Origin of the sequence: Mesorhizobium sp. B2-3-15, from assembly GCF_006442875.1 — a bacterium.
GTDB lineage: Bacteria > Pseudomonadota > Alphaproteobacteria > Rhizobiales > Rhizobiaceae > Mesorhizobium > Mesorhizobium australicum.
In genome coordinates this window covers 102,817-128,977 of sequence record NZ_VFVO01000018.1, presented here as the reverse complement: position 1 = coordinate 128,977, position 26,161 = coordinate 102,817, and the positions used below count along the sequence as shown (strand labels likewise).

Annotated in this window: 26 protein-coding genes; 22 read left to right on the top strand and 4 right to left on the bottom strand. The window is 63.6% G+C overall.

Annotated features, from left to right (window positions below; all coding sequences use genetic code 11):
* From FJ954_RS29145 to FJ954_RS29125, 5 genes are all read left to right on the top strand, one after another.
* A partial coding sequence (locus tag FJ954_RS29145; RefSeq protein WP_181177942.1) for a YadA-like family protein occupies window positions 1-2,022 on the top strand: 2,022 nt, incomplete at its 5' end.
* Between the two features lie 91 nt (window positions 2,023-2,113).
* Window positions 2,114-2,662 (top strand): invasion associated locus B family protein, encoded by a 549-nt coding sequence (locus tag FJ954_RS29140; protein ID WP_140665245.1) that lies wholly within the window; start codon window positions 2,114-2,116, stop codon window positions 2,660-2,662.
* A 13-nt stretch (window positions 2,663-2,675) separates the two neighbouring features.
* Window positions 2,676-3,365 carry a hypothetical protein gene (locus FJ954_RS29135; protein WP_181177941.1) on the top strand — a complete coding sequence of 230 codons (690 nt, stop codon included), beginning with the start codon at window positions 2,676-2,678 and terminating at the stop codon, window positions 3,363-3,365.
* A gap of 46 nt (window positions 3,366-3,411) precedes the next feature.
* Complete coding sequence (locus tag FJ954_RS29130) at window positions 3,412-3,873, top strand: DUF4189 domain-containing protein (protein WP_015315968.1); 462 nt, start codon at window positions 3,412-3,414, stop codon at window positions 3,871-3,873.
* Between the two features lie 68 nt (window positions 3,874-3,941).
* Complete coding sequence (locus FJ954_RS29125; RefSeq protein ID WP_140665243.1) at window positions 3,942-4,487, top strand: invasion associated locus B family protein; 546 nt, start codon at window positions 3,942-3,944, stop codon at window positions 4,485-4,487.
* Window positions 4,488-4,581: 94 nt separating this feature from the next.
* On the opposite strand, the gene FJ954_RS29120 is transcribed toward FJ954_RS29125, so the two are convergent.
* The 3 genes from FJ954_RS29120 to FJ954_RS29110 all read right to left on the bottom strand — a co-directional run bounded on the left by FJ954_RS29120 (window position 4,582) and on the right by FJ954_RS29110 (window position 8,403).
* Window positions 4,582-5,892: a divalent metal cation transporter gene (locus FJ954_RS29120; protein ID WP_140665240.1), complete on the bottom strand. Its 1,311-nt coding sequence runs from the start codon at window positions 5,890-5,892 to the stop codon at window positions 4,582-4,584.
* Between the two features lie 145 nt (window positions 5,893-6,037).
* Window positions 6,038-7,585, bottom strand: a complete 1,548-nt coding sequence (locus tag FJ954_RS29115; protein WP_140665238.1) for a GMC family oxidoreductase — start codon at window positions 7,583-7,585, stop codon at window positions 6,038-6,040.
* A 146-nt stretch (window positions 7,586-7,731) separates the two neighbouring features.
* A complete protein-coding gene (locus tag FJ954_RS29110; protein WP_140617621.1) occupies window positions 7,732-8,403 on the bottom strand; it encodes a GntR family transcriptional regulator in 672 nt (223 codons plus the stop codon).
* 169 nt (window positions 8,404-8,572) lie between these two features.
* Here FJ954_RS29110 and FJ954_RS29105 point away from each other — a divergent pair, with 169 nt between their 5' ends.
* The 10 genes from FJ954_RS29105 (at window position 8,573) to FJ954_RS29060 (ending at window position 17,954) form a co-directional block, all read left to right on the top strand.
* Window positions 8,573-9,409, top strand: a complete 837-nt coding sequence (locus FJ954_RS29105) for an alpha/beta hydrolase (RefSeq protein ID WP_140665235.1) — start codon at window positions 8,573-8,575, stop codon at window positions 9,407-9,409.
* A 44-nt stretch (window positions 9,410-9,453) separates the two neighbouring features.
* A complete protein-coding gene (locus tag FJ954_RS29100) occupies window positions 9,454-10,593 on the top strand; it encodes an NAD(P)/FAD-dependent oxidoreductase (protein ID WP_015315974.1) in 1,140 nt (379 codons plus the stop codon).
* Between the two features lie 65 nt (window positions 10,594-10,658).
* Window positions 10,659-11,249 (top strand): amino acid synthesis family protein, encoded by a 591-nt coding sequence (locus FJ954_RS29095; protein ID WP_140665232.1) that lies wholly within the window; start codon window positions 10,659-10,661, stop codon window positions 11,247-11,249.
* Window positions 11,250-11,279: 30 nt separating this feature from the next.
* Entirely contained in the window at window positions 11,280-11,738 is a 459-nt protein-coding gene (locus tag FJ954_RS29090; protein ID WP_015315976.1) for a YbhB/YbcL family Raf kinase inhibitor-like protein, read from the top strand.
* Between the two features lie 73 nt (window positions 11,739-11,811).
* Window positions 11,812-12,534: a class II aldolase/adducin family protein gene (locus tag FJ954_RS29085; RefSeq protein ID WP_140665230.1), complete on the top strand. Its 723-nt coding sequence runs from the start codon at window positions 11,812-11,814 to the stop codon at window positions 12,532-12,534.
* A 104-nt stretch (window positions 12,535-12,638) separates the two neighbouring features.
* Entirely contained in the window at window positions 12,639-14,276 is a 1,638-nt protein-coding gene (locus tag FJ954_RS29080) for a choline dehydrogenase (RefSeq protein WP_140665256.1), read from the top strand.
* The gene (gene fhmpcd1 / locus FJ954_RS29075) at window positions 14,276-15,205 is read left to right on the top strand and encodes a 5-formyl-3-hydroxy-2-methylpyridine 4-carboxylate 5-dehydrogenase (protein ID WP_015315979.1); all 930 of its coding nucleotides are present in this window, start codon (window positions 14,276-14,278) and stop codon (window positions 15,203-15,205) included. The genes FJ954_RS29080 and fhmpcd1 overlap by 1 nt, the downstream gene beginning before the upstream one ends.
* 60 nt (window positions 15,206-15,265) lie before the next feature.
* On the top strand, window positions 15,266-16,096 hold the full coding sequence (locus FJ954_RS29070; RefSeq protein ID WP_140665227.1) for an ABC transporter ATP-binding protein: 831 nt from the start codon (window positions 15,266-15,268) through the stop codon (window positions 16,094-16,096).
* A complete protein-coding gene (locus FJ954_RS29065) occupies window positions 16,093-16,908 on the top strand; it encodes an ABC transporter permease (RefSeq protein WP_140665225.1) in 816 nt (271 codons plus the stop codon). Before FJ954_RS29070 ends, FJ954_RS29065 begins: the two co-directional genes overlap by 4 nt.
* Window positions 16,909-16,946: 38 nt before the next feature.
* Entirely contained in the window at window positions 16,947-17,954 is a 1,008-nt protein-coding gene (locus FJ954_RS29060; protein ID WP_140665222.1) for an ABC transporter substrate-binding protein, read from the top strand.
* Between the two features lie 35 nt (window positions 17,955-17,989).
* Here FJ954_RS29060 and FJ954_RS29055 read toward each other — a convergent pair whose 3' ends face one another.
* On the bottom strand, window positions 17,990-18,415 hold the full coding sequence (locus tag FJ954_RS29055; RefSeq protein ID WP_140617627.1) for a hypothetical protein: 426 nt from the start codon (window positions 18,413-18,415) through the stop codon (window positions 17,990-17,992).
* Between the two features lie 98 nt (window positions 18,416-18,513).
* Here FJ954_RS29055 and FJ954_RS29050 point away from each other — a divergent pair, with 98 nt between their 5' ends.
* From FJ954_RS29050 to FJ954_RS29020, 7 genes are all read left to right on the top strand, one after another.
* On the top strand, window positions 18,514-19,542 hold the full coding sequence (locus FJ954_RS29050) for a BMP family protein (protein WP_140665219.1): 1,029 nt from the start codon (window positions 18,514-18,516) through the stop codon (window positions 19,540-19,542).
* A gap of 78 nt (window positions 19,543-19,620) precedes the next feature.
* Window positions 19,621-21,189 (top strand): ABC transporter ATP-binding protein, encoded by a 1,569-nt coding sequence (locus FJ954_RS29045; protein ID WP_140665217.1) that lies wholly within the window; start codon window positions 19,621-19,623, stop codon window positions 21,187-21,189.
* Window positions 21,186-22,283, top strand: a complete 1,098-nt coding sequence (locus FJ954_RS29040) for an ABC transporter permease (protein WP_140617630.1) — start codon at window positions 21,186-21,188, stop codon at window positions 22,281-22,283. Before FJ954_RS29045 ends, FJ954_RS29040 begins: the two co-directional genes overlap by 4 nt.
* Before the next feature lie 3 nt (window positions 22,284-22,286).
* The gene (locus FJ954_RS29035) at window positions 22,287-23,222 is read left to right on the top strand and encodes an ABC transporter permease (protein ID WP_140665214.1); all 936 of its coding nucleotides are present in this window, start codon (window positions 22,287-22,289) and stop codon (window positions 23,220-23,222) included.
* 48 nt (window positions 23,223-23,270) lie between these two features.
* A complete protein-coding gene (locus tag FJ954_RS29030; protein ID WP_140665211.1) occupies window positions 23,271-24,077 on the top strand; it encodes a 4-pyridoxolactonase in 807 nt (268 codons plus the stop codon).
* A 26-nt stretch (window positions 24,078-24,103) separates the two neighbouring features.
* A complete protein-coding gene (locus FJ954_RS29025) occupies window positions 24,104-25,282 on the top strand; it encodes an alanine--glyoxylate aminotransferase family protein (RefSeq protein WP_140665209.1) in 1,179 nt (392 codons plus the stop codon).
* A 38-nt stretch (window positions 25,283-25,320) separates the two neighbouring features.
* Window positions 25,321-26,067 (top strand): SDR family NAD(P)-dependent oxidoreductase, encoded by a 747-nt coding sequence (locus FJ954_RS29020; protein WP_140665207.1) that lies wholly within the window; start codon window positions 25,321-25,323, stop codon window positions 26,065-26,067.
* Window positions 26,068-26,161: the final 94 nt, after the last annotated feature.

The following is a 26,161-nucleotide window of genomic DNA, read 5'->3' as shown; positions in this document are numbered from 1 at the left end:
ATCTACACCAACGCCAATGGCGAGGGCATCCGCTATGCCCGCACCAACGAGACCGGCCTGGCGCAGACCGATTCCTTCGCGCAAGGCGTCGGTTCCACCGCAGTCGGCTACCAGGCGACCGCGACCGGCGTCAGCGCGCTTGCGCTCGGCCGCGACAGCGCGGCCAGCATCGACGGCAGCGTGGCGCTCGGTCAAGGTTCGGTCTCTGACCGCGCGATCGCTCCGGCTTCCGGGCAGATCGCGGCTGGCCCGTCCAACTTCATCCAGTACAACACGACCGACAAGACGCTGCTCGGCGCCGTGTCGGTTGGTACCGCCACGGCCTACCGGCAGATCACCAACGTGGCCGACGGCACGCAGGACCAGGACGCCGTGACGGTGCGCCAGCTGGCGGGAGCGATCGCAGCGGTCTCCGCCACCTCGACGAAATATTTCCATGCCAATTCGACAGCCGGCGACTCGCTGGCGGTCGGAGCGGAATCGGTCGCGGTTGGCCCGACCACGGTCGTCAATGGCGACAATGGCGTCGGCATCGGCAATGGAGCCGTCGTCGACCAGACGGCACCCGGCGGCACCGCCATCGGGCAGAACGCCCATGTCATGCTGGCCGACGGCATCGCGCTCGGCACCGACTCCACCGCCGCTGGCGTGCAATCCATCGCACTGGGCGCCGGCGCCCAAAGCACCTTCGCCAACAGCGTGGCGCTGGGCGCGTCATCCATCACCACGGTCGGCGCGCAGGCCGGCTACACAGCCTTTGCCCTCGGCGCCGCGCAGACATCGGCCGGCGAAGTGTCCTTCGGTGCCGCCGGGGCGGAGCGCAAGCTCACCAATGTCGCGGCGGGTTCGGCCGATACGGACGGCGTCAACGTCTCGCAGTTGCGCGGTGTCTCACAAAACGTTTCCAACCTGTTCGGCGGCGGCACCACGGTCAATCCCGACGGCTCGATCACCGGGCCGACCTACAACATCCAGGGCAACAACTACTCGACGGTCTATGACGGCTTCACCGCCGTCAACAATGCGCTCACCACCATCAACAATGGCGGCGGCATCAAGTATTTCCATGCCAATTCGACGCTGGCCGACAGCCTTGCCGGCGGCACCGACGCGGTGGCGATCGGGCCGGAGAGCGTGGCGAGCGGCACCGACAGCCTGGCCGCGGGCCATGGTTCGACGGCCACCGGGCAGGGCGCCGTGGCGCTCGGCCAGGGCGCGCAGGCCAACAATGCCAGCGATGTGGCGCTCGGCTCCGGCTCGGTGTCGCAGACCGCCGTCGGCACGTCCAACACGGTCATCAACGGCAAGACCTACGCCTTTGCCGGCACGACCCCGGACGGCACCGTCAGCGTCGGCGATGCCGGCGCGGAGAGGACGATCACCAATGTCGCCGCCGGACGCGTTTCTTCCGACAGCACCGATGCGATCAACGGCTCGCAGCTCTACGCCACCAACACAGCGATCGAAGACCTGACCAAAACGATCGGCGGCATCGGCGGCACCGTCCAAAACACCGTGCAGTACGACACCGTCACCAATCCGGACGGATCGACGACCAAAATCAACAAGATCACGCTGCAGGGCGGCGATCCGAATGCGCCTGTCGTCATCTCCAATGTCGGCCCCGGCGTTGCCGGCACCGACGCGGTCAACGTCAACCAGCTGAACCTGAACCTGGCTCAGAGCAAGACCTATACCGACCAGGTGGCTGTCACGACGTTGCAACAAGCCAACACTTATACCGACCAGAAGTTCAGCCAGCTCAATTCCGACATCAGCGGCATCCGGGACGAAGCACGGCAGGCGGCGGCAATCGGTCTGGCGGCAGCCTCGCTCCGCTACGACGACCGTCCCGGCAAGCTGAGCGTGGCGGCGGGCGGTGGCTTCTGGCGGGACTCGAGCGCCTTTGCCTTCGGCGCGGGCTACACCAGCGAGGACGGCCGCATCCGTGGCAATGTGTCCGGCACGGCGGCGGGTGGAAATGTCGGTGTCGGCGCCGGGCTGAGCTTCACCTTGAACTGAGGCGGGACCTGGGGCGGGAATGAACAGGCGAACCGGCCATGACAGGCCAGGCCCGAATCCGGGAAACCCGTTTGGTTTTCCCGGACTAGCCATGGCATTCCTGACCTGCCTGGCGCTTGCCGGCGGACTGGCGCCGGCTGCCGCGCAGGCGGCTTCGCCCTATAGGGTCAAGCCCTCCGACGTGGTCGTGCCGCCGGACGTGAAGCTCGGACAATACCAGCGCACCATCCGCCCCTTCGAGAACTGGACGCTGATCTGCGACGAGAACCTCAAGGCGCGCAAGAAGGTCTGCAACGTCTCGCAGGTGATCGAGGACGGGGCGGGCAAGATGGCGTTCAGCTGGTCGCTCGCCGCCACCCAGGACGGCAAACCCTACATGATCCTGCGCACCGCGCCGAACGCCAGGAGCGATGGGCTGGTATCGCTGAAGTTCGAGGGGCGCGCCGAATCCATCGACGTGCATTTGAACGGCTGCAACGAAATGGTCTGTGTCGGCATGCTGCCGGTGGGACCTCTGATGCGCCAGGAGATAGCGCAGAAGGCGACGCCGGCGATTTCCTACCCGACCGTCGATGGCCAGACCGTCACCGTCACCGCAACGCTCAAGGGGCTGTCCGAGGCCCTTGCGCCAGTCAAATAACCGAGGCAGCACCGTGAGCCACCAAGACCCGTTCATCTCCGCGACGCGCAGCAACCCGACCGTCGAGCCGGATCGCAAAAGGACCGTCGAGCCGGACCGCAAGAGGACCGTCGAGCCGCCGCGGCGTTGGCCGCGCGTCATCGGTTTGTGTGCGCTGGGGCTGGCCATGATGGGCATCGGCTTCGCCGCAGCGAACTATGCCGCGATCGCCGGTCTCGTCGGCACGCCGACGGCCGCTCAGGCCGGCACGGCGCCGCCCGCGCTGCCGGACTCGCCCTTCCTCCAACACGTCAAGCAATCCGGCGTGCAGGCCTGCTCGACCGTCTATCCGGTGCTCGGACAGCTCTTGACGACCGGCTCGAAATACAGCGTCAAGTCGCTGTGGAGCGACCAGGCCGCCGACAAGCACGCCGTGCAGGCGCTTGTCGGCCTGGACTATGCGACCGAGCGCTACAGCGGGCCGGCCGCCGGCATCGTTTTTGCTTCGCCCACCGCCACGGGTTGCGAAGGCACCATGGTGCGGGTGGCGCCGTTCGCCAGCCCCTGCGCCGATGTCACGTCCGCGCTTCCGCAAGGCAGCAAGATCACGGATCATCTCGGACAGGTCGAAGTGTACGAGCTTGGCGGCAACACGGGCGAAGCCCTTCTGCTGCCGACGGGCAACACATGCGTGGTGATTTCCATCGCATCGGCGGCCAAGTGAGAATGTCAGGCGAATGGGCGAGGCGCCCTGGAAAGGATTGCGGACCATGAAATCGCGACGTTTGACAGTCTTGTGCATGGCCTTGCTGTGGAGCGGGCAGGTCGTCTCGGCCGATCTGGTGGAGCCGTCCGAGCCACCGCAGGAGGAGAAAGGTATCTGGGCGGCAATCGCCTACTCCCAGACCGATACCAAATACGGCTTCTTCTGGGGCGCCGACAAGCGGCAGGAAGCGAAGGACATAGCGCAGAAATATTGCGAGAATGCCGGTGGAAAGGCCTGCAACGTCGTTACCGTGTTCCGCAATCACCGTCATTGGACGGACGACGATAAGACCGGATTTCCCTACAAGCATTGCGGCGCGCTCGCCGTGGCAGACAAAGTGGAGCACCGGTTCACCCCGTGGGGCGTGAACTCCGCCGAGACCCGCCGGGAAGCGGAGGATCTCGCCCTGCAAGCCTGCGAGGCAGGGGGGACCCAATGCAAGATCCGTGAATGGGTCTGTACGTGACGATAAACACGGGTCCTCGAGCCGCTACTTCGGGCATTTGCCCGGCACCCAAGAGAAGGCAGCATTCATTGGTTCGTAGACAGCTTTTCCCGAAGGCAGCCGTCATCTGCGCGGCTGCCTTCGCCGCTTCGGTGCCGGCCGTTTTCGCGCAACAGCAGCAGGCTTCGCTTCCCAATGGCGCATCGTCGCTCCAGGAAACCTATCAGGACTGGCAGCTCGCCTGCGGCATGCAGGACAATGCCCGGGTCTGCACGGTCACGCAGGACCAGACGCAGAAAAACGGCCAGAGGCTTCTGGCCGTTGAACTGCGCGTGGGGCAGAAGGGCGGGCTGATCGGAACCTTGCTGCTGCCCTTCGGCATCCTGTTCGAGCCCGGCGTGACGCCCCAGATCGACGACCAGCCGCCCGTCGGGCCGTTGAAGTTCAGGACCTGCCTGCCGAACGGCTGCGTGGCGCTGTTTCCGATCGACCGGGCGCTGATGCAGAAGCTCAAGGCGGGGACCGAGCTGAAACTCGACGTCACCACCGCGGCCGACACCAAGCTGAGTTTTCCGGTGTCGCTGAAAGGCCTTGGCGCCGCCCTCGATCGCATGGTCGCGCTGAGCGCACGTTGACGAGGGTGCCGTACGCGACTGCCGGCGGATGCCAAGGTCTTCGTCCCCTGCGGGCGCTCAGCGTCATACCGGAGCCTGACCCGGTCGGGTCATTTCAAAAGGCCCATTGCAGCGCGAGGCCGATAACCGACAATCCCATCGCAGTCGTCGCGAGCCAGCCGAGAAAGCGCAGCCAGCCCTCGACGGGGAATTCGCCCATGATCTCGGAACGCCCGGTCATCAGCATCATGACGGCCATTACGGGAACCGCGCATATGCCGTTGATGACGGCGCTCCAGTAAAGCGCCTTGATGGGATCGATCGGCGTCAGCATGATCCCCATTCCCAGCACCACGGCGGCGGCCAAGGTCGCATAGAATGCCATCGCTTGCTTCGGCTTGCGCTCCAGCCCCACTGGCCAGCGGCGCGCCTCGCCCACGGCGAAAGCGGCCGAGCCGGCGAGAACCGGCACGGCGAGAAGGCCAGTGCCGATAATCCCCATCGCAAAAATCACAAAGGCGAATTTGCCCGCGACCGGCTCCAGTGCCTTGGCTGCGTCGGTGGAGGAATTGATGTCGGTCACCCCCGCCTTGTGCAGGGTGGCGGCCGTGGTGACAATGATCGCAATGGCGATCAGGTTCGAAAAAGCCATGCCCACCAAGGTGTCGGCGCGAATGCGCTGGAACGCGCGCGGCGCCTGCCACGGTGCCCATTTCAGCGGCTTGGCCTTCGGGTCGATCTTCTCCTCTTCGACCTCTTGCGATGCTTGCCAGAAGAACAGGTAGGGAGAAATCGTGGTGCCGAGTATGGCCAGAAGCGTCGTGAAGAACGCCCGGCTCCATTCGACATGCGGAACAACGATTCCCTTGAGCGCCTCGCCCCATGGGATATCAGTCAGAAACGCGGCCACCACGTAGGCAAAGAGGCTCAGCGTTGTCCATTTCAGGACCGTGACGTAGCGGCTGTAGTCGAGGAAGACGATCGCCAAAACGCATGCCACGCCGAACGCAACGACGTAAAGCGAGCTTGGGCCGCCCACCAGCAACCACAATGCATCAGCCATCGCGCTCAGGTCCGCCCCGATGTTGATCACGTTGGCGGCGAACAAAAGCAAGGCTACAAAATACATCAGCGGAGACGGGTAGTGCCGTGCGAGGTTGCCGGAAATACCTCGACCTGTCGTCCGGCCTATTCGCGCTGCTATCTCCTGGATCGCGACCATGAGCGGAAAGGTGAAGACCATCGTCCAGCCGACATTGAACCCCAACTGGGCGCCCGCCTGGCTGTAGGTGCCGATGCCCGAAGGATCGTCGTCCGAAGCGCCTGTGATGAAACCAGGCCCGATTGTGCGCAGCAGCCGCTGGAATGGCCCTTTTGCCCGAAGATTGCTCTGTTTCTCAGAGACTTCGGCGCTTATGTTGCTCATGCAGGTGCTCCAAATACGGGGTCCCTTCCGTAATCCGCCTGAAGCAAAATTCGGCGATAGCCATTCGGTTCCGTTAGCTATCGCTGAAACGCCGTTGGTGCCGTGTCGCCAGGTCGTGCTTGCTTTGCCGGCGATATGCTATTTCTCAGGCGCGAGATCGAGCGAAGGTCTCGGCGATCGCGAGAACCGCGGCGTGTATAGGTCCCGCGGTGAGACTGGGCATGATCGACGCGTCGACGACAAAAAGATTGTCGAGCGCCTTCAGCCGCAGATCCGCATCGACGACGGCGTCCGGATCCTTGCCCATCCTGCAAGTGCCACAGGGATGATGATGCGTGATGACCGACTGCGCGATGAAGTCGTCCATGTCAGCCGCGCTGTTCAGGCTGCCTGGCAGGAGTTCGCGCTCGCGCCAGCCGGCGAGTTCATCCCGATGTCCGATCGTCCGGGCTGCCTCGAGCGCCTGGCGAAACAGCGCACGGTCCCGGCCGCTTTGCAAATATGCGGGGTCGATGATCAACCGATCATCGAGCTCCGGCCCGCTTATGCGCACGCTGCCGCGGCTCGCTGGATGGGTGATCCCGAACAGCAGCGAATATGCCGTGCCGGCGGCAGGCGCCTGAAAGCGTTCCGACACGATCGGCGCGATGCCGCAACCAACGACGATTTCGGGCTGACCGGTACCGGTGAACCTGTCGGCGCGCATATACGCCATCGATTCCGAGTGCTGGAGGCGCGATGGAGGAACGTGCCTGCGAGCCGCATAAAGGTTGCCGGCGCCAAGCAGGTGATCCTGAAGGTTTCGACCGACTTCCGGCATATCGATCAGGCAGCCAACGCCGGCGGTATCGAGCATGTCGTGCGGACCGATGCCCGAGCGCATCAGCAAAGCCGGACTTTCCAGCGCGCCGGCGCAAAGGACAATTTGATCCGCGAGGATTTCGACCGGACCCTGTCGCCCTGCGATTTCGAGGCCGCGGACCCGATTGCTCGCCAGGTTAAGCCGCCGCACTCGCGATCCCGTGAGGATGGTCAGGTTCTCGCGGCCTCGAACAGCCGGCGTGAGCCAGGCGTCCGCCACCGTAACCCGCCGCCCATCGCGAATGTTCAAGGAGTTCGGGGTGACGCCGATCATCTCCCCGCTGTTGTGCCCTTCAAGACGCGGCAGGCCGAGCGAAGCGCCGGCTTCGATAAACGCGCGCGCGACCGGACTGACCTCGTCGGCCGGCAAATGGACGGGCATCGGCCCGCCCTTGCCGTAAAGGCCGTTGCCGCCGAGCGGGTGATCCTCGATAGCCCGAAACGCGGGCAGCAATTCATCCCAGCTCCATCTGTTATCGCCGGTCGCGTCGACCCATGCCTGGAAGTCCCGGGGATGACCACGCATGTAACCCATCGCGTGCAGGCAACTCGAGCCGCCGACCACCCGCCCGCGCGCCCAGCGATGCACCCGGCCAGCGGTCCCGGCTTGCGGCTCCGTGCGATAGTCCCAATCGTAGCCACGGCCCTGAAGTGCCGGCCATGCGGCGGGGTTCCAGATGTCGGGATCCACCGCTTCTTCGCCTGCCTCGATCAGCAGAACGCGGCTGTCCGGCTTTTCACTCAGTCGCGCCGCAAGCAATGCGCCAGCCGACCCGCCGCCGACGATGACGATATCGGCATCCCGTTCGCGCTCAAAATTCGCCCAGCTCATCATCACTCCATCTGACGCTTGCGTATTTGGTCGGCAAGTTTGGCGCCGGCACGAGGTGGCCTACGCATCGAGCTGTGCGCGGACAGTCGATCCGCGACATCCTCAAAGGCTTCGGGTTTCAGGCGGAGCAACTGTCTTCGAAAAACTCAAATCGCGCTGTCCATGGACATCTTCGCTGCCGCTTTGGCCTTCAACAGGTGATTTTTGGAGGCCTTGCGGGCGGCCTTCTCGTCGCCGGCGGCGATGGATTCGTATATCTCCTTCATCTCCGCCAGGCTGCTCTGTGCCCTGCCATCCAATGACATCGATCGTCCGCGAAAGAAGCTGATCCTGGCCACAAGGCCACGATGGACCTCCTCGAGGATCGGGTTGCCGCAATTGGCCAGTATGATCGAATAGAAGTCCGCGGCGGTCATGACCTGTGCCAGGCTGTCATTGCTGGACGCCGCCGCTTCGAACGCGGAAAGAGATTTCTCGAGTTCAAGCAACTGCTCCGGGGAAATTCTCGACGCGCAGCGTCCCGCGGCCTCGACTTCAAGCAGCTCTCGAACCTCGTAGATGGCGGTTGCCACTTCCCACGTAAGCGACGGTATCGACGGCCCGCGGTTGGGGACGATCTCGATCAGGCGCTCGGCCTCGAGACTGCGCAAAGCCTCCCTTAGCGAAGGGCGGCTGATGCCGAGTTGTGTGCACAGCTGACTTTCGATGAGGCGGCTTCCCGGCTGGAACAATCCGGAGAAGATGGCGAGCCGTAACTTGTCGACGGTCTCGCGTTGAACTGTTCGTGGGGAAATTCGCAAATTCAAATCTGGAGGCATCTCTAACGTCTCATCGGTTTGAGTCGCAATCTCCTAACCAGCATACGTCACGCCGTGGAAAATAGCCAGATTGTCAAATCTGAAGATTGCAAGAATGTCAGACAATCTGCTTGACGTCCTTCTGGCTGTATGATCCTTTTGACCGAGACGGGCAGTGACGGTGAGGATCATGAACATTGCGGCAGGGATGGCTTCCGACCAATTTGGCTCGCGACGCATCGACACCGGCCGCATCACCTTGAACGTGCGCGAGGCGGGCAACGGCCCGTTGATGCTGTTTTTCCATGGCATTACCTCCAATTCCGCGGTCTTCACGCCGTTGATGGCTCGGCTCTCGGATCGCTTCACGACCGTGGCCGTCGACCAGAGAGGGCACGGCCACAGCGACAAGCCGGAAGGCGGTTACGAGGCGCATGACTATGCCGACGACACTGCCGGCTTGATCCGTACCCTCGACCGGGGGCCTGCCATCCTCGTCGGACATTCGCTTGGCGCGAGAAACTCCGTCACGGCCGCCGTGCGACATCCAGATCTGGTGCGGTCGGTCATCGCAATCGACTTCACGCCCTTCATCGAGACCGAAGCGTTGGATGCGCTGGAAGCCCGGGTGAACGCGGGAAGCCAGCTTTTCGAGGATATCAAGGCCGTCGAAGCCTATCTTGCTGGCCGCTATCCGAACATTCCCGCCGACGCCATCAGGATCCGGGCCGAGAGCGGCTATCAGCGGGTCGACGGCGGGCTGCGACCATTGGCGTCGCCCGCGGCCATGGCCCAGACGGCCAAGGGCCTGCGATCGGACCTGGTGCCCGCCTATCGGGATGTGGCGAAGCCCGTCCTCATCGTTCGGGGCGAGGCGAGCAAATTGGTTTCGGCGGCGGCGCTGGCGAAAACAAGCCGGCTACGGCCCGATCTGCCCGTGGTCGTCGTTCCGGGCGCCGACCACTACGTCAACGAGGTATCTCCCGAGATCACGCTGAAAGCGATCACGAATTTCATCGACGCCTGACGGCCCAGCACGCCGTCTTCTTGTACGCAGCATCAGGATAGAAAATGGCCAATGTAAACAAAACCCAGGGTAAGGCGCGCCGTGCCGAGGTCGCTGGCGGCGGCTTTGCCGGTCTGACCGCCGCCATCGCTCTGAGGCAGAACGGTTGGGATGTCAGGCTGCACGAAAAGAGCTCGGAGCTGCGGGCATTCGGCGCGGGCATCTATCTCTGGCACAATGGCCTTCGCGTGCTCGAAGGACTGGGCGCCCTGGATGATGTTCTCCAAGGTTCGCATACGCCCCCGACCTACGAGACCTGGATGCATAACAAGTCGGTTTCCAAGGAGACGTTCAACGGCCTCCCGTGGCGCATCATGACCCGGAGCCACCTGCATGATGCCCTGGTCAACCGCGCCCGCGCGCTGGGTGTCGACGTATCGGTCAACTCCGAAGCGGTTGCCGCCGATCCGGAAGGTCGCCTGACGCTTCAGACGGGAGAGGTTCTCGAAGCCGACCTGATCGTCGGCGCCGACGGTGTTGGGTCCAAGGTCAGGGACTCCATTGGCTTCAAGCAGGACCGATGGGTCTCCAAGGACGGTCTCATCCGGCTGATCGTGCCTCGCAAGAAGAAGGAACTCGGTCACGGCGAGTGGGACAACACCATAGACATGTGGAACTTCTGGCCGCGCGTTCAGCGGATCCTCTACTCGCCCTGCAACGAGAATGAGCTTTACCTCGGCCTCATGGCTCCAGCCGCCGATCCGCGGGGGTCGCAGGTGCCGATCGATCTCGAGGTCTGGGTCGAGATGTTCCCTTTCCTGGAGCCGTGCCTGATCGAGGCGGCGAAGCTGAAAACAGCCAGGTACGACAAGTACGAAACGACCAAGCTTGACAGCTGGACAAGAGGCAAGGTCGCCCTGGTGGGAGATGCCGCGCATGCGATGTGTCCGGCTCTTGCCCAGGGCGCCGGTTGCGCGATGGTCAATGCCTTCAGCCTGTCGCAAGATTTGCAGACTGGCTCTTCGGTCGAGGACGCGCTCGTCGCGTGGGAAAAGCGCATTCGCCCGATCACCGATCGCTGTCAGGCGCTGTCCGGCGACTATGCGGCGAACCGCTCGCTCTCGAAGGGAAACATGTTCACGCCGGCGGCATTGGAAGCAGCCCGCTACGACCCGCTGCGCGGCGTCTTCTCATGGCCGCAGTAGCATCGGACGAGCCGCTCAACGCATTAATCGGCGCGCGCAAGCTGCGCTCCCTTCAGGAGACAAAGATGAAATATTCCAGTGAAGTCGAACGGGACTACGATGTCAGGGGGTGGTACGCCTCGGTCCAGGAAAGCCGGCATGATGGCGGCCAGCCTGGCGAGACCCTCGTCAAAGTCGCGACTGGCGTTGTCATCCGCAATCCGTTCGCCGGAAAGTTCGTCGCCGAACTGTCCGACCTGACCAATCCCAGTTCAGCCATCGGTCATGCGCTCGGCGAGCGGGCGGTGGCGCTGCTCGGCAACAGGCCGGTCGAAAGCTATGGCAAAGGCGGTATCGCGGGCACATCCGGCGAGCAAGAACATGTCGTCGCCTGCATCACCACGGTGTTCGGAGATCCGCTGCGTCAGCAAGTGGGCGGCGGCAAGGCCTGGATCTCGTCGGTCAGCAAGGTCGCCGCAGCCGGCACATCCATCGATATCCCGCTTGCCCACAAGGACGAGCTTTATATCCGTTCCCACTATGATGCCGTCACATTTTCGGTGCCGGATGGCCCGCGCCCCGATGAGCTTTTGATCTGCGTGGCCGTCGCATCGGGTCCGCGCGTGCATCAGCGCGTCGGGGGCAAATCCGTCGCCGACCTCAAGGCCGGTGTCTAGTTCGATCGAAATTGGCGAAGGACGAATTCCATGCCCCTGAACATCAAGGACCTCAAGATTACGTCGGCGGATTTCAAGCCGCTCGGGAAGTTGCGCGACGAGCATGCCGGCGACAAAGGCAATGTGTTGCCCAGGCTTACGGTCAGCGGCGTCCCCGCGGGCACGAAGGAACTCGCGGTCATCTGCCATGATCCCGACGCGCCCTTGCCCAACGGCTTCACCCATTGGGTCGTCTACGGCATCGATCCGTCGACCACCGATCTTTCGGACGCGCAGGAAAAGTTTCGCGTCGGGCCAAACGGCGCCGGCGGCAAGCAGTATTACGGGCCCCAGCCGCCTGCAGGCCATGGAGAACATCACTATTACTTCTGGGTCTATGCCCTGGACACCAAGGTCGAAGGGACGCCTACCAGGGAGGAGTTCCTGCAGAAATACGCCGGGAACATCATCGAGCAAAACCGGATCGTTGGCCTCTACGAAAACAAGTGAAATCCGCGACGCCGGCGACCGATAACTAAGAATAAAAATGGTCGCCAGCTCCGCGAAATGGGAGAATTTGGAAATGAAAGACAACAGCCCAGCGCACCAGACCGTCTTCGAAGAGCTGGTCACGGCGACGAAGATCCTTCTGAACGAAGGCATCATGGATACGTTCGGGCACATCAGTGCCCGTGACCCCCAGGATCCCCAAAGCTTCTTCCTGGCGCAGAAGCTTGCTCCGAGCCTGATAACCGTCGACGACATCCAGCGTTTCAATCTCGACGGCGAGACGTCGGACAATCGCCCGTCCTATCTTGAGCGCTACATCCACAGCGAGATCTACAAGGCGCGGCCCGACGTCCAGTGTGTGCTCCACACTCATTCTCCGGCTGTCCTGCCGTACTGCTTCGTCGATACGCCGCTTCGGCCGGTCACCCACATGGGAGCTTTCATCGGCGAGAAAGTCCCGGTCTACGAGATTCGCGACAAGAATGGCGACGAGACGGATCTCTTCGGCGGCAGCCCCCGGATCTGCGCTGATATCGCCGAAAGTCTCGGCAACCAGACAGTAGTGCTCATGGCGCGGCATGGCGTCGTCAATGTCGGCAACTCCGTGCGTGAGGTCGTCTTCCGGGCCTTCTATCTCGAGCAGGAAGCGGCAGCGCTCACGGCCGGCCTGCGGATCGGCAACATCAAATATCTGTCGCCGGGCGAGATAAAGACGGCAGGAAAACTCGTCGGCGCCCAGATCGATCGAGGATGGAATCACTGGTCGCAGCGTCTGAGAGAGGCCGGCCTGGCCTAGTGCCGGCCGCCTAGAGGAATACCTAGTCCTGGCCGGGACGGTCCAGGCTCGGTTTCAATAGTTCCCTGGCGCAGGAGCGCCGGACCAAGGCAATGAAACGCACCATGCCGCACGCGGAAAGTTACGACTACGTCATCGTTGGGGCCGGATCGGCCGGTTGCGTGCTCGCCAACCGGCTGAGCGCCGACCCCGGATGTTCGGTGCTGCTGCTCGAGGCCGGCGGCTGGGATCGCGACCCCATGATCCACATCCCGCTTGGCTGGGGCAAGATCCTGACCGAGCGTCGCCACGACTGGATGTATTTCTGCGAACCGGAAGACAATGTCGGCGGACGCAGGGTCGAGTGCGCCCGCGGCAAGGTGATTGGCGGGTCGTCGTCGACCAACGCCATGGCCTATGTGCGGGGAAATCGCGGCGATTACGATCGTTGGGCGGCCAGCGGGCTCCATGACTGGTCGTACGACAAGGTGCTGCCCTATTTCCGCAAGCAGGAGAGCTGGGAAGGAGGCGCGAACCACTTTCGCGGCGGCAATGGTCCTGTCAGCACCCAGTTCTGCCGTTACAAGGACCCGCTGATCGACGCGTTTGCGCAGGCCAGCGTGCAGGCGGGATATCCACAGACGGACGATTACAATGGTGAGCGGCAGGAAGGTTTCGGCCGGCTCCAGATGACGATCTCGAACGGTCGGCGCAGTTCGACCGCGTCCGCCTATCTGCGGCCGGCCCTGAAGCGACCCAATTTGACCGTCCTGACCGGAGCGACGGCGACGAAGATCACGCTGGAGGGCACGCGCGCCACCGGCGTGGTTGTGAACCATGGCGGCGGCCAACGGTCGGTCGTCGCCCGCAAGGAAGTCCTGCTCTCGGGCGGCGTCATCAACACGCCGCAACTTCTGATGCTGTCCGGCATAGGGGCGCCAGAGGAGCTCGCGACGCACGGTATCCAGACGCGGGTCAACCTGCCGGCGGTCGGCAAGAACCTGCAGGATCACGTATCGGTCATTCTCATGTACCGGCGCCGGGGGCCGGGCGGCCCTTTCCTTCGCAACATGCGTGCCGACCGGATTGGGTTCGATTTCGCCAAGACCTACTTCACGGGACGTGGTTTCTCGGGAGATGTGCCCGGCGGGGTCGTCGCGTTCCTGAAAAGCGGCCCGGAGCGTCCGTTGCCGGATGTGCAACTGCTGTTCACGGCCGCCCCGCTCGCCGCGTGGCCGTATTTCGAGCCGTTCAAGGCGCCATTTCCGGACGGGTTCGCCACACGGATCGTGGCGACGCAGCCTGAAAGCCGGGGCGCGGTGAAATTGGCCTCGGCCGATCCTTTCGCGGCGCCACTGATCCACCAGAATTTCCTCGCCTCGCCGAAGGACTGGCAGTCGCTTCGGGCCGGCTTCCGAGTGGCGAGGGACCTCGCGTCGCAGCCCTCCATGCAGCCCTTCATCGAGGCGGAGTTTTTCCCTGGCCCGAAATGCCAGAGCGACGACGAGATCGATGAGCATATCCGCAAGACGTCCATCACCGTGCATCACCCGGCGGGAACCTGCCGGATGGGCGCCGACGCGGCCTCGGTCGTCGACCCGCACTTGCGGCTTCGTGGCGTCGACGGCCTGAGGGTGGTGGACGCTTCCGTCATGCCCGACCTGGTCTGCGGAAACATCAACGCGGCGGTGATCATGATTGCCGAGAAAGCCGCCGACCTCATCGCGGCATCAAAAGCGGCAACGCAAAGCAGGGCAGCATAATGATCCAGCGTATCGCCATCATCGGTCTGGGTACGATGGGGCCTGGCATGGCCGCCCGGCTCGCCAGGGGCGGCCTGCAGGTCGTCGCCTACGATGTTGCCCCGGCCGCGATCGAGCGCGCGGGGTCCATGCTGGGCGTGGCCGAGGGCGTTCTCGACGCCCTGGGTATCGCCGTGCCTCCGGCCGGCGCCGGAACGGTCCGCTTCACGGATGACATCGCAGACGCGGTATCGGGCGCCGACCTCGTCATCGAGAACGTTCCTGAAAACATTTCGATCAAGGCCGATGTCTATCGCACGATCGACAGCCTGATCGCATCGGACACGATCGTCGCGTCCGACACGTCGGGCATCCCGATCACCAAGCTGCAGGCGCACATCTCCCATCCCGAGCGGATGGTGGGCATGCACTGGTCGAACCCGCCGCACATCATCCCGATGATCGAGGTGATCGCAGGCGAAAAGACCGCGCCGCATATCGTGACGACGATTCGCGACCTGATCCGCTCGATCGGCCTCTTGCCGGTGGTGGTGAAGAAGGATGTTCCGGGCTTCGTCGAAAACCGCGTGCTCTATGCGTTGCTGCGCGAGGCGGTCGACCTTGTCGAGCGCGGTGTCATCGAGCCGGAAGATCTCGACACCTGCGTCTCGTGGGGCATCGGCTACAAGATCGCGGTCATCGGGCCGATGGCGCTGCTCGATATGGCGGGCCTCGATATCTACAAGTCCGTCTCGTCCTTCCTCAACGCCGATCTCTCCAATCGCGACGATGTCGCGCCGATGGTGCTGGAAAAGACGAACGCGTCGAAGCTCGGCATCAAATCGGGGGAGGGCATGTTCTCCTACACGCCCGAGCAGACAAAGGCGCTGCAAGGCGAACGGGCGCGCAAGCTCGTCGCGGTGCGTCGCATCCTGGAGGGCCGGGAGTAGCCATGACACATCGTGCTCACAAGGCCGGTCGGGTTGGGGCACCGCATGGAGGGCCAAGCCATGCGTGTTGAAACCATCCGGGCAGCCGGTGGCCGGCCGGCCCATATACGTCACGACGACCTGATCTCCGCCAAGGGCGTTTCGGTGGTCATGGCCAAGCAATTGGTTCTGCAGAACATCGATCTTTCGGTACCGAAGGGATCGTTTGTTTCTCTCATTGGTCCTTCCGGCTGCGGCAAGAGCACCTTGCTGAAGGTTCTGGCCGGACTTGTAAATCCGACAAGCGGCAGCGTTTCGATCGCCGGGCTTTCGCCGGTCGAGGCGGCGCGCAAGCGCATGATCGGCCTCGTCTTCCAGGACGCCAACCTTTTGCCGTGGAAGAACGCCGTCGACAACGCTTCCATGCTGCTCGGTATCGCCGACAAGTCGCTTTCGCGCGCGCAACTACGGACGCGCGGACAGGAGATGCTTGAGCTGGTGGGCCTGGGCGACAGCGCCCACAAGCGTCCGAACGAATTGTCAGGCGGCATGCGCCAGCGCGTCGCCATCGCGCGGGCGCTGGCGCTCGATCCGGCGGTGCTGCTGATGGACGAGCCGTTCGGCGCGCTCGACGCCATTACCCGCGACCAGATGGGTCAGTCGCTGCTGGAGATCTGGCAGCGCACCGGCAAGACCATCGTTCTTGTCACCCACTCCATCGACGAGGCCATTCATTTGTCTCGCCATGTTCATGTGCTGGGGATCAAGCCCGGCCGGATCACCGAGAGCCTCGATATTGGCCTGCCCTATCCGCGCGATCTGTCGGTGACGGAAGATCCGGAGTTCGTCAGGCTGGTGGTTCAACTGCGCACGATGCTGCGCGCCAGCCACCAACCGGGAGGCGTGTCATGAGCGATCAACCCATCACCAATCCCTCCGACTCGCGGCTTGCGTCCGGCTGGGTGGCCGCGACCGGGAGCTGGCTGCCGGCGGTCATACTTTTGCTGGCGACGATCGTCGTATGGGAAGCCGTGGTGCGGATTTTCGCTATCTCCGCCTTCATCATTCCTGCCCCGTCCGAGATCGCGCAATCGCTGGTCGCGCAATGGGCTACGCTGATGCAGGCGACACTGGTGACGGCAGGCGAGATCCTGTTCGGGTTCCTTGTCTCCGTCGTTGTCGGCGTCGCCATTGCGCTGATCATCGTGCGCTTCGACTGGCTGGGCCGGGCGCTTTATCCGCTGGTGGTGCTGTTCCAGAACGTGCCGAAGGTGGCGCTGGCGCCGATCTTCATTCTCTGGTTCGGCTATGGGCTCGCGCCCAAGATCGGCCTGATCCTGGTTATCGCCTTCTTTCCGGTGACATTGTCGATGCTGGCCGGCATGCAGTCGGTCGACCGCTCGCTGCTGTCGCTGATGAATTCGGTCGGCGCCAGCCCGACGCAGATCCTGTTCAGGATCCGCGTTCCGCATTCGCTGCCGAACCTGATGGCGGGAACCAAGATCGCGGCCACGCTGAGCGTGATCGGCGCCATCGTCGGCGAATTCGCCGGTGCCTCGGACGGCTTAGGCTACGTCATCCAGTTCGCCTCGACCCAGCTCGACACCGCGCTGGTCTTCGCGGCGCTGCTGCTCGTCTCCGTGCTCGGCATCGCCTTCTACTACGCCGCCGAAATCCTCGAACGCATCGTGGTGCCATGGGCACCGAAATTCAGCCAGGCCTAGGCCTCTCGATCAACCACCGTCAATAAAAGGGAACAAAAATGCTGAGACGCTCACTTATCAAGGTAGCCACGCTTGCGGCCTTTGCCGGCGCGCTTGGCTTCTCGAACGCGACGCTGGCCGCTGACAAGATCACCGTCCAACTCGATTGGGTGGTGCGCGGCAACCACGCCATGTTCTTCGTCGGCAAGGAAAAAGGCTTCTTCGCCAAGAACGACATCGATGTCGCCGAAATCCGCAAGGGTTCGGGTTCGCCGGATGCCATGCGGCTGGTGGGCAACGGGAACGCGGATTTCGGTTTCGGCGATCTTCCCACGCTCGCCGTGGCCCGCTCGCAGAGCGTTCCGGTGGTGGCGGTGGCAGCCGTCAACCAGCACTCGCCGCTGGCAATCATGTCGCTCGCCAAGACGGTGAAGCTCACCAAGCCGGCCGATCTCAAGGGCCTGACCATCGGCATTCATCCAGCGGGCTCGACCTACATCTTTTTCAAGGGCTTCCTGGCGGCCAACGGCCTGACCGAAAAGGACATGACGCTGAACAGCGTCTCGCCGCCCTATGAAAGCTATCTGCTTCTCGGCCGGGTCCAGACGGTGGTCGGCTATGTCGACGCCGAGGTTCCCGAACTGGAAGCCAAGGCGGGCGGTCCCGGTTCGCTCAGCATCATGATGGGCGCCGACCATGGCTGGAAGGCTTATGGCTCCGGCCTGTTCACCTCGGAGACAATGATCAAGGACAAGCCGGACGTCGTCGCCCGTTTCGTCAAGGCCTACAGGGAAGCCTTCGATTATGTCGTCGCCCATCCGGAAGAAGCCGCCGAGATCACCGCGAAGGCCGCACCCGGTTACGCGGACAAGAAGGATGTGCTGCTGGCCCAGATCAACGCCGACGTCGCCTCAACCTTCACCAGCCCCGACACCAAGGACCACGGCCTCGGCTGGATGACGAAGACGCAGTGGGAGGAAACGCTGAAGACGCTCACCGACCAGGGCGTGCTCAAAGCTGCGCTGTCGGCCGACGACGTCTTCACCGACAAGTTCCTGGAGGAATAGGGCACGATGGCCCGGACGGACCGATCAATGAGCGCCTACCGGCATGCCAGGCTGTCCTGCTCCATGCCGCAGGACACCTCGCGCTCGCCTTTGGCGGCGTCGGTTCGGTCGAGCGCGATCTGCCCGCGCGTGGCATATGCGCGACCCGCGAGGCCACACCACAGGCGCTCGACCGGCAGGTTTTCGCGCTTGTCGTTGAGGATGGTGAAGGTGCCGGTCTTGGGATCGAACCAGAGTTCGACACGAGCGCTCATGCCCGGCTCTATCGTCGCTATCCCTTCTGAATACCAGTGGGCGAAGTCGGCGTTGCAGGACACACCTTCCTTGCCGGCATTCGAAATCGTCAACGGCACCATATCGAGCCCGTCGGTGCCCTTGCGGACGATCACATGGTGCAACTCAACCGCGTTGGCAAGCGATGTGAACGCCAACATCACGGGGAGGACATAACGGATTTTCACTTTGCCTGAGCTCCATGGGTAGCTTTCTCAGGCAGTCTATCTCGCTTGTGCGCAATAACAATAAAAATATTGATTGGAAATCAAACAGAGAGGGTAACATGTTAAAGATCCTGAAGGGTAGCGTAAGTGCATTAATACTGTCTGGTATCTTGACGGGCGGCGCGCTTGCCGGCGAAGTCAAGTCGATCGCCATCCTCACGCCTGAAGAAGGCACGGACTATGGCTGGAACCAGCAAGGCATCGACGCCGCCAAGGCAGCCGGCAAGGCAGCCGGCGTCGAGGTGGTCGTGGCGCAGGGCCTCGGCTATGGCGATGTCCGTCCGACGCTGCGCGAGCTCGCGTCCGACGGCGCCAGCCTGCTGATCGCGCATGCCAGCGGCTACAACACCTCGGCACCCGAGATCGCCAAGGAACTGAAGGTTCCGGTAGCGATCGTCGATACGCCGAACGGGCTGGAGAAAGGCCTCGTCGCCGACTACACGCTGAGCGGCCACCAGGGCGCCTATCTGGCCGGCCGTCTCGCCGCCAAGATGTCGCGCTCGAAGTCGGTCGGCATCGTCGTCTCCGGTGAACCGCCATCGTGGAACTCGCAATCGGCGGCGTTCGCGCAAGGGGTGAAGGCGGAGAACCCGGACGTCAAGATCACCTATGCGGTGATCGGGCCGGCCGCCTACAGTGACGCTGCCGGCGGCAAGCGCGTCACCGAAAGTGTCATCGCCTCGGGCGCCGACATCATTTTCGGCCAGGGCAACGGCTCCAGCTTCGGCATGCTGCAGGCGGTCGAGACGACAAAGGCCGCCGATGGCGGCAAGGTCTATTTCATCGACGTCATCGGCGACAAGTCGCCAATCGACAAGGGCTTCCTGCTGTCGTCGGTGGTGTGGAACATCGAACCGGTCTACGCGGCGATGATCGCCGACTTGAAGGCCGACACGTTCGGTACCAAGCATTATTCGATCGGCCTCAAGGACGATTCCGTGCAGTTGCTGAAGACCGCCGCCATCCCCGACAAGGTCTGGAGCGAAATCCAGGCGCTGCGCGAGGACGTCATTTCCGGCAAGATCAAGGTCGAGCCAGTCTATGACGCGGCCGCCGTCAGGGCACTGATGACAAGCGTCGCCCAGTAAGGCGATCAGAAGTCGGCTGCCGGAGGGGCGATCGGTTCGCCCCTCCGGATATTTCCCGTTTTCCAGTGCTGGGCTTTCATGAGCAGTCTTTCTTCATCGCCCGTCGACAGCCGCGACATCGTCGCGCTCGAAGCCGTGACCAAACGCTTTCCCGGCATCGTCGCCAACGACAGCGTCGACCTGTCGATCCATCCTGGCGAGGTGCATGTACTGCTCGGCGAGAACGGCGCGGGAAAATCCACCTTGATCGGCATGCTGTCTGGCCTGCAGCAGCCGGACGAGGGGCGCATACTTGTCGACGGCAAGCCGACGCCGATCACGTCGCCGCGCCATGCGCTGGCGCTTGGCATCGGAACGGTGTTCCAACACATGATGCTGGTGCCTACCCTGACGGTCGCCGAGAACTTGCTTCTTGGCGGGCCCTGGTGGCAGCGTCCGAGGACCGAAGAGCTTGCGGCCCGCGTGGCCGAGATCACTGGCAGCCTCGGCATCACAGTAAAACTGCATGCCAAGGTTTCGGAACTCTCGCTCGGTGAGCAGCAGCAAGTCGAAATCCTGCGCGCCATGGTGCGCAACAGCCGGGTGCTGATCCTCGACGAATCCACCTCGATGCTGACGCCGAAGGGCATCGAGGAACTTGGCGCGCTGATGCGGCGCCTCGTCGAACAGGGATTGGCGATCGTCTTCATCACCCACAAGCTCAAGGAGGCGGCCGCCTTCGGCGACCGCATCTCGGTTCTCAAGCTCGGCCGCAAGGTGGGCGAGATCCCGCCCGAGCGGTTTCGCGCACTCGGCGAGCAGGAGATTATTTCCGAGATCGTGGAGTTGATGTTCGGCAAGCAGAAGGACGATCCCGAAGCGGTCGAACGTCCGGCCCGCGCGGTCGATGCCAATGCCGCGCCTCTGCTTCAGGTCGCGGATCTGACGGTCGCGCCGACCGACAATGCACCCGGCCTGTCGTCGATCTCCTTCGACATCCGCCCGGGCGAGATACTCGGCATCGCTGGTATCGATGGCAACGGCCAGAAACAGCTGGCGGAGGCCTTGGCCGGTCAACGGGCGGCGACCAGCGGCTCGGTTCGGCTGGAGGGCACCGCCATCGAGGCGCTGAGCGTCGGCGAACGCCGCTACCGCGGTCTTCGCTACCTGACCGACGACCGGCTGGGCGAGGGCACCGTCGGCACGTTCCCGGTCTCCATCAACTTCTTCCTCAAGCAAGTCGGGGCGGCGCCCTTCTGGCGCGGCGGCGTCGAGCAGCGCGCCGAGATCGACAGGCGTGCCGCCGAGCTGGTGCGCGAATACGATGTGCGTACGCCAAGCTTGAAGACGCCCGTTGCCCGGCTCTCCGGCGGCAACATCCAGAAGGTGCTGCTGGCGCGGGAATTGGCCGAAGGCGCCAAGGTGGTGATCTTCAACAAGCCGACCTACGGGCTCGATCTCGCCAACACGCTGGCCTCGCGCCAGCGCATCCGCGACACGGCGGCACGCGGCCTCGCCGTACTCTTGATCTCCACCGACCTCGAGGAACTGCTCAGCATGTGCGACCGCATCGCCGTCATCGCCAATGGCGTGCTGGTCGGCACCGTGGCGAATGCCGACGACGCCCGGACCAGGGTCGGTCGCCTGATGATCGGACTTGCCGCATGAGCATCGACACTGCACCCACCGCCGGCGCCACCGCACTCGATGCCACGAGCGCCGCCGCCACGCGGCGAGACTTAGTGCACCGGCTGCTGATGACGCTTGGGCCGATCCTTGCCGCTCTCGTCATCGCCGGCTGCATCCTGCTTGCCGTCGGCGTCGACCCGCTCGCTTACTATGGCTACGTGCTGGAGAAGGGCCTCTTCTCTCCGCTCGGCATCCAGCAGACGCTGACGCGCATGGCTCCACTGCTGTTTCTCGCCGCCGGCCTGATCGTTGCCTTTCGCGCCGGCATGTGGAACCTCGGCGGCGACGGCCAGTTCCTGCTCGGCGCCGTCACGGCGGCGGCCAGCGCTCCCGTGCTGGTGCAGGTCATGCCAGCCTGGCTGGCGTTGTTCTGCGCGTTCCTGATTGCCATGCTGGTGGCCATGATCTGGTCGCTGGTGCCGGCGCTGCTGCGCGCCTATCAGGGTGTCAACGAGATCATCACCACGCTGATGATGACGTTCCTCGGCACGTCGCTCGCCAATGTGCTGGTCAAGCTGGTGTTTCGCGATCCCGGCACGACCGTGCCGCAGACCCGCACGCTGCCGGTGGAGGACCGGCTACCGCGCCTGTTCGAAACCACCATCACCAGTGGCCTGCTGCTCGGCCTGGCGGCAATCATCATCGTGCATCTTGTGATGACGCGTACGGCATTCGGGCTGAAATTGCGGATCGTCGGCGCCAATCCGCGTGCGGCGGTTCATGCGGGGCTGGGCGTGCCCGGCCTGACGATTGCCGTCTTTGCCATTTCCGCCGGGCTCGCCGGCCTTGCCGGCGCTGTCGACATCATCGGCGTGCAAGGCAATGTTCGCGCCGACTGGAATCCAGCCTATGGGCTGGCGGTCATTCCGGCCGTGTTTCTCGCCCGCATGAACGGCTTTGCCGCGATCGGCTTCGTGTTCCTGCTCTCCGTATTGTCGATCGGCGGCGAGAGCGCGGCGCGGCGGCTTGGCGTGCCCAATCACTTCACGCTGGTGCTGGTCTCCATCGTGCTGATCGTGCTCGCCTTGGCCGAATATGTCGACCACCGTTATCATCAGTCGAGAAAGGCGTAGGGCATGACCGGGCTCTTCAGCGAAGTCTTTCTCAGCGCATTGCTGTTTGGCGCCGTCACCGCCGCCATTCCGCTGCTGCTTGCCGGGCTCGGCGAGCAGATGTCGGAAAAGGCCGGCGTGCTCAACATCGGCATCGAGGGCATGATGCTGGCCGGCGCCTATCTCGGCTTCGTCGGCGCGTTCTATTCGGGATCGCTGTGGCTGGGCTTCCTCACCGGCGCTGCCGGCGGCATCGCGGTGGCGCTGATCATGGCGCTGCTTTGCGTGCGCATTGGGCTGAACCAGATCGTCATCGGCATCGCGCTTACGCTTGGCCTCGAAGGCCTGACCGCGCTGCTCCATCATTTCCAGTTCTCGCGCAGCTATCCTCGCCTGCCGGCGGCGGACGCAACCGTCATTCCGCTGCTGTCCGACATTCCGGTGATTGGCCCGGCCTTCTTCAGGCATCATTTGATCGTCTATCTGGCGGTCGCCCTGGTGTTCGCCATGAGCCACCTCTACCGCCGCACGCAGCTCGGTCTCAATCTGCAGGCAGCGGGCGACAAGCCGGCCGCGCTCGATGTCGCCGGCATCGACGTCATCAGGACCCGCACCATCGCGGTGCTGACGACCGGCGCGCTGGCGGGGCTTGGCGGCGCTTATCTCGCCAATGTCGGAGCGGGCCTGTTCATTCCGTTCATCACCAATGGCGCCGGCTTTCTCGGCATCGTGCTGGCCATGCTGGCGCGGGGACGGCCGATCTGGGTGCTGTTCGGCGCTCTTCTGTTCGGCGTCTGTCTTTCGCTGACGACGGCCATGCAGGTGGCGGGCATCAACATACCGACCGATGTCATCCAGATGCTGCCGTTCCTGGCGGTGATGATCATGCTGGTGCTGTTCGGGCGGCGGACCAGCCTGCCGGCGGCACTGGGCATTCCATACGAGCGCGGCGCGCGCTGAGAAAAACCAGACGCGCGGATGGAACCCGCGCCGGAAAAGGAGGCAACAATGTCGGATACCAAGGTCTACCTGCTCGACGGCGGCTCACTTGTCCTCGACGGCTATCATGTGTTCTGGAACCGCGGCCCAGGCGGCGAAGTGCGCTTCCCCGTCTATTCGATCCTGATCGAGCATGCCGAGGGCCGCTTCCTCATCGATACCGGCTATGACTACGACCACGTCATGAAGGTGCTGCCCTTCGAGAAGCCGATCCAGGAAAGGCACCAGACCATTCCCGGCGCGCTGGCGCTGCTCGGGCTGGAGCCGAAGGACATCGACGTCGTCGTCAACTCGCACTTCCATTTCGACCATTGCGGCGGCAACAAGTATTTTCCGCATGCCAAGAAGATCTGCCACCGTTCGGAGGTGCCGCAGGCGTGCAATCCGCAGCCTTTCGAACATCTCGGTTATTCCGATCTGAGCTTCTCGGCGGAAGCGGCGGAGGCACGTGGCGCGACCGCGCAATTGCTGGCAGGCACGACACGGGCCAACTCGACTTTCGAGGGCATCGACGGCGACATCGAGCTGGCCAAGGGCGTCAAGCTGATCTCAACCCCCGGCCACTCGATCGGCCATTACAGCCTTCTGGTCGAGTTTCCCAAGCGCAAGCCGATCATGTTCACGATCGACGCCGCCTACACGCAGAAGAGCCTGGAAACGCTTTGCCAGGCGGCCTTCCATATCGACCCGGTCGCGGGCGTCAATTCAATGCGCAGGGTGAAGAAACTTGCCGAGGATCACGGCGCCGAGCTGATGTACTCGCACGACATGGACAACTTCAAGACCTACAAAACCGGCACACAGTTCTACGGCTGATCGCCGCCAATCCGGAGACCAAGACCATGCGCTATCCAGATCACGCGGATCCGGTCCTCACGCTGACGGCGGGGCCAGTCAATGCCTATGCCGAGGTGCTGCGGGGCCTCGGCCGCACCGTGCTCTACGACTATGACCCGGCCTTCCAGCTCTTCTACGAGAAGGTCGTCGACAAGGCTCAAAAAGCGATGCGGCTTTCCAACAAGCCAGTCATCCTGCACGGAGAGCCGGTGCTGGGTCTCGAGGCGGCGGCGGCGTCGCTGATCACATCGGACGACGTCGTGCTCAACCTTGCCTCGGGCGTCTACGGCAAGGGGTTCGGCTATTGGGCGAAGCGCTATTCACCGCATCTCCTCGAAATCGAAGTGCCCTACAATGAGGCGATCGACCCGCAGGCGGTTGCCGCCATGCTGAAGGCGCATCCGGAAATCACTGTCGTCTCCGTCTGCCATCACGACACGCCGTCGGGCACCATCAACCCGATCGATGCCATCGGCGCGCTGGTGTCGGCGCATGGCGGCTACCTGATCGTCGATGCCGTCTCGTCTTTCGGTGGCATGAAGACGCATCCGGACGACTGCAAGGCCGACATCTATGTGACCGGCCCGGGCAAATGTCTTGGCGCGCCGCCAGCGCTGACGATCATGGGGGTCAGCGACCGCGCCTGGGCCAAGATGAAGGCCAACAAGGCGGCGCCCCGCGCCTCGATGCTGAGCATCGTCGACTGGGAGAACGCCTGGTCGCGCGACAAGCCATTCCCCTTCACGCCCTCGGTGGCCGAAGTGAACGGCCTGGATGTGGCGCTCGATCTCTATCTCAACGAGGGGCCAGAAGCGGTTTGGGCGCGCCATGCACTGACGGCCAAGGCCATGCGGGCAGGCGTCGTCGCCATGGGCCTGTCGATCTGGGCCGCCAGCGATGCAATCGCCTCGCCGAGCACCACGGCCGTTCGCACACCCGACGGTGTCGACGAGAAAGCACTTCGCCAGGCAGCGCGCGCCCGCTACGGCGTGGTGTTTTCGTCGGGTCGCGGTGAAACTTTGGGGAAGCTTACACGCATCGGCCATATGGGCCCGACGGCACAGCCGATCTATGCGATCGCGGCGCTGACGGCGCTTGGCGGCGCCATGAACGCGGCTGGCCAGAAGCTTGCGGTCGGCAAGGGCATCGACGCGGCGCTGGCGGTGATCGACGCCGACGCCTGAACAGACATCAACAGACTGCGCATCGAGGGAGAAATTTCATGACTGAACGGCTTGCGGGAAAGACGGCGCTGGTGACGGGAGCGGCACAGGGCATCGGCAAGGCGATCGCGGCGCGGCTGGCGGCCGACGGCGCGACCGTCATCGTCAGCGACATCAATGCCGAGGGCGCCAAGGCCACGGCCGCCGAAATCGGCGGAAAGGCGAAGGCGATCGCAGCCGATATCGCCGATCCGGCTTCGGTGAAAGCGCTGTTTGGCGAGATACAGGCACTCACCGGCGGCGTCGACATCCTGGTCAACAATGCCAGCATCGTCCCGTTCGTCGCCTGGGACGACGTCGACCTCGACCATTGGCGCAAGATCATCGACGTCAACCTGACGGGGACCTTCATCGTCACCCGCGCGGCGACCGACCAGATGCGGGCGGCGGGCAAGGTCGGACGCGTGATCAGCATCGCCTCCAACACCTTCTTCGCCGGCACGCCGAACATGGCGGCCTATGTCGCGGCCAAGGGCGGCGTCATTGGCTTCACCCGGGCGCTGGCCACCGAGCTTGGCAAGTACAACATCACGGCCAATGCGGTGACGCCCGGCCTGATCGAGAGCGATGGCGTCAAGGCGAGCCCGCACAACGAGGCGTTCGGCTTCGTCGAGATGCTGCAGGCGATTAAGGGCAAGGGCCAGCCCGAACATATCGCCGATGTCGTGTCGTTCCTGGCCAGCGACGACGCCCGCTGGATCACCGGCCAGACGCTGAATGTCGACGCCGGAATGATCAGGCACTAAGGGCAATCGTCAAGTCCGGCGCCCTGCCGGCCCGATCGCCGGCCATCGAAACGTCTGGCTTTTTGCTGGCCTCCAGCCTCCCGGCTAGGTCAGC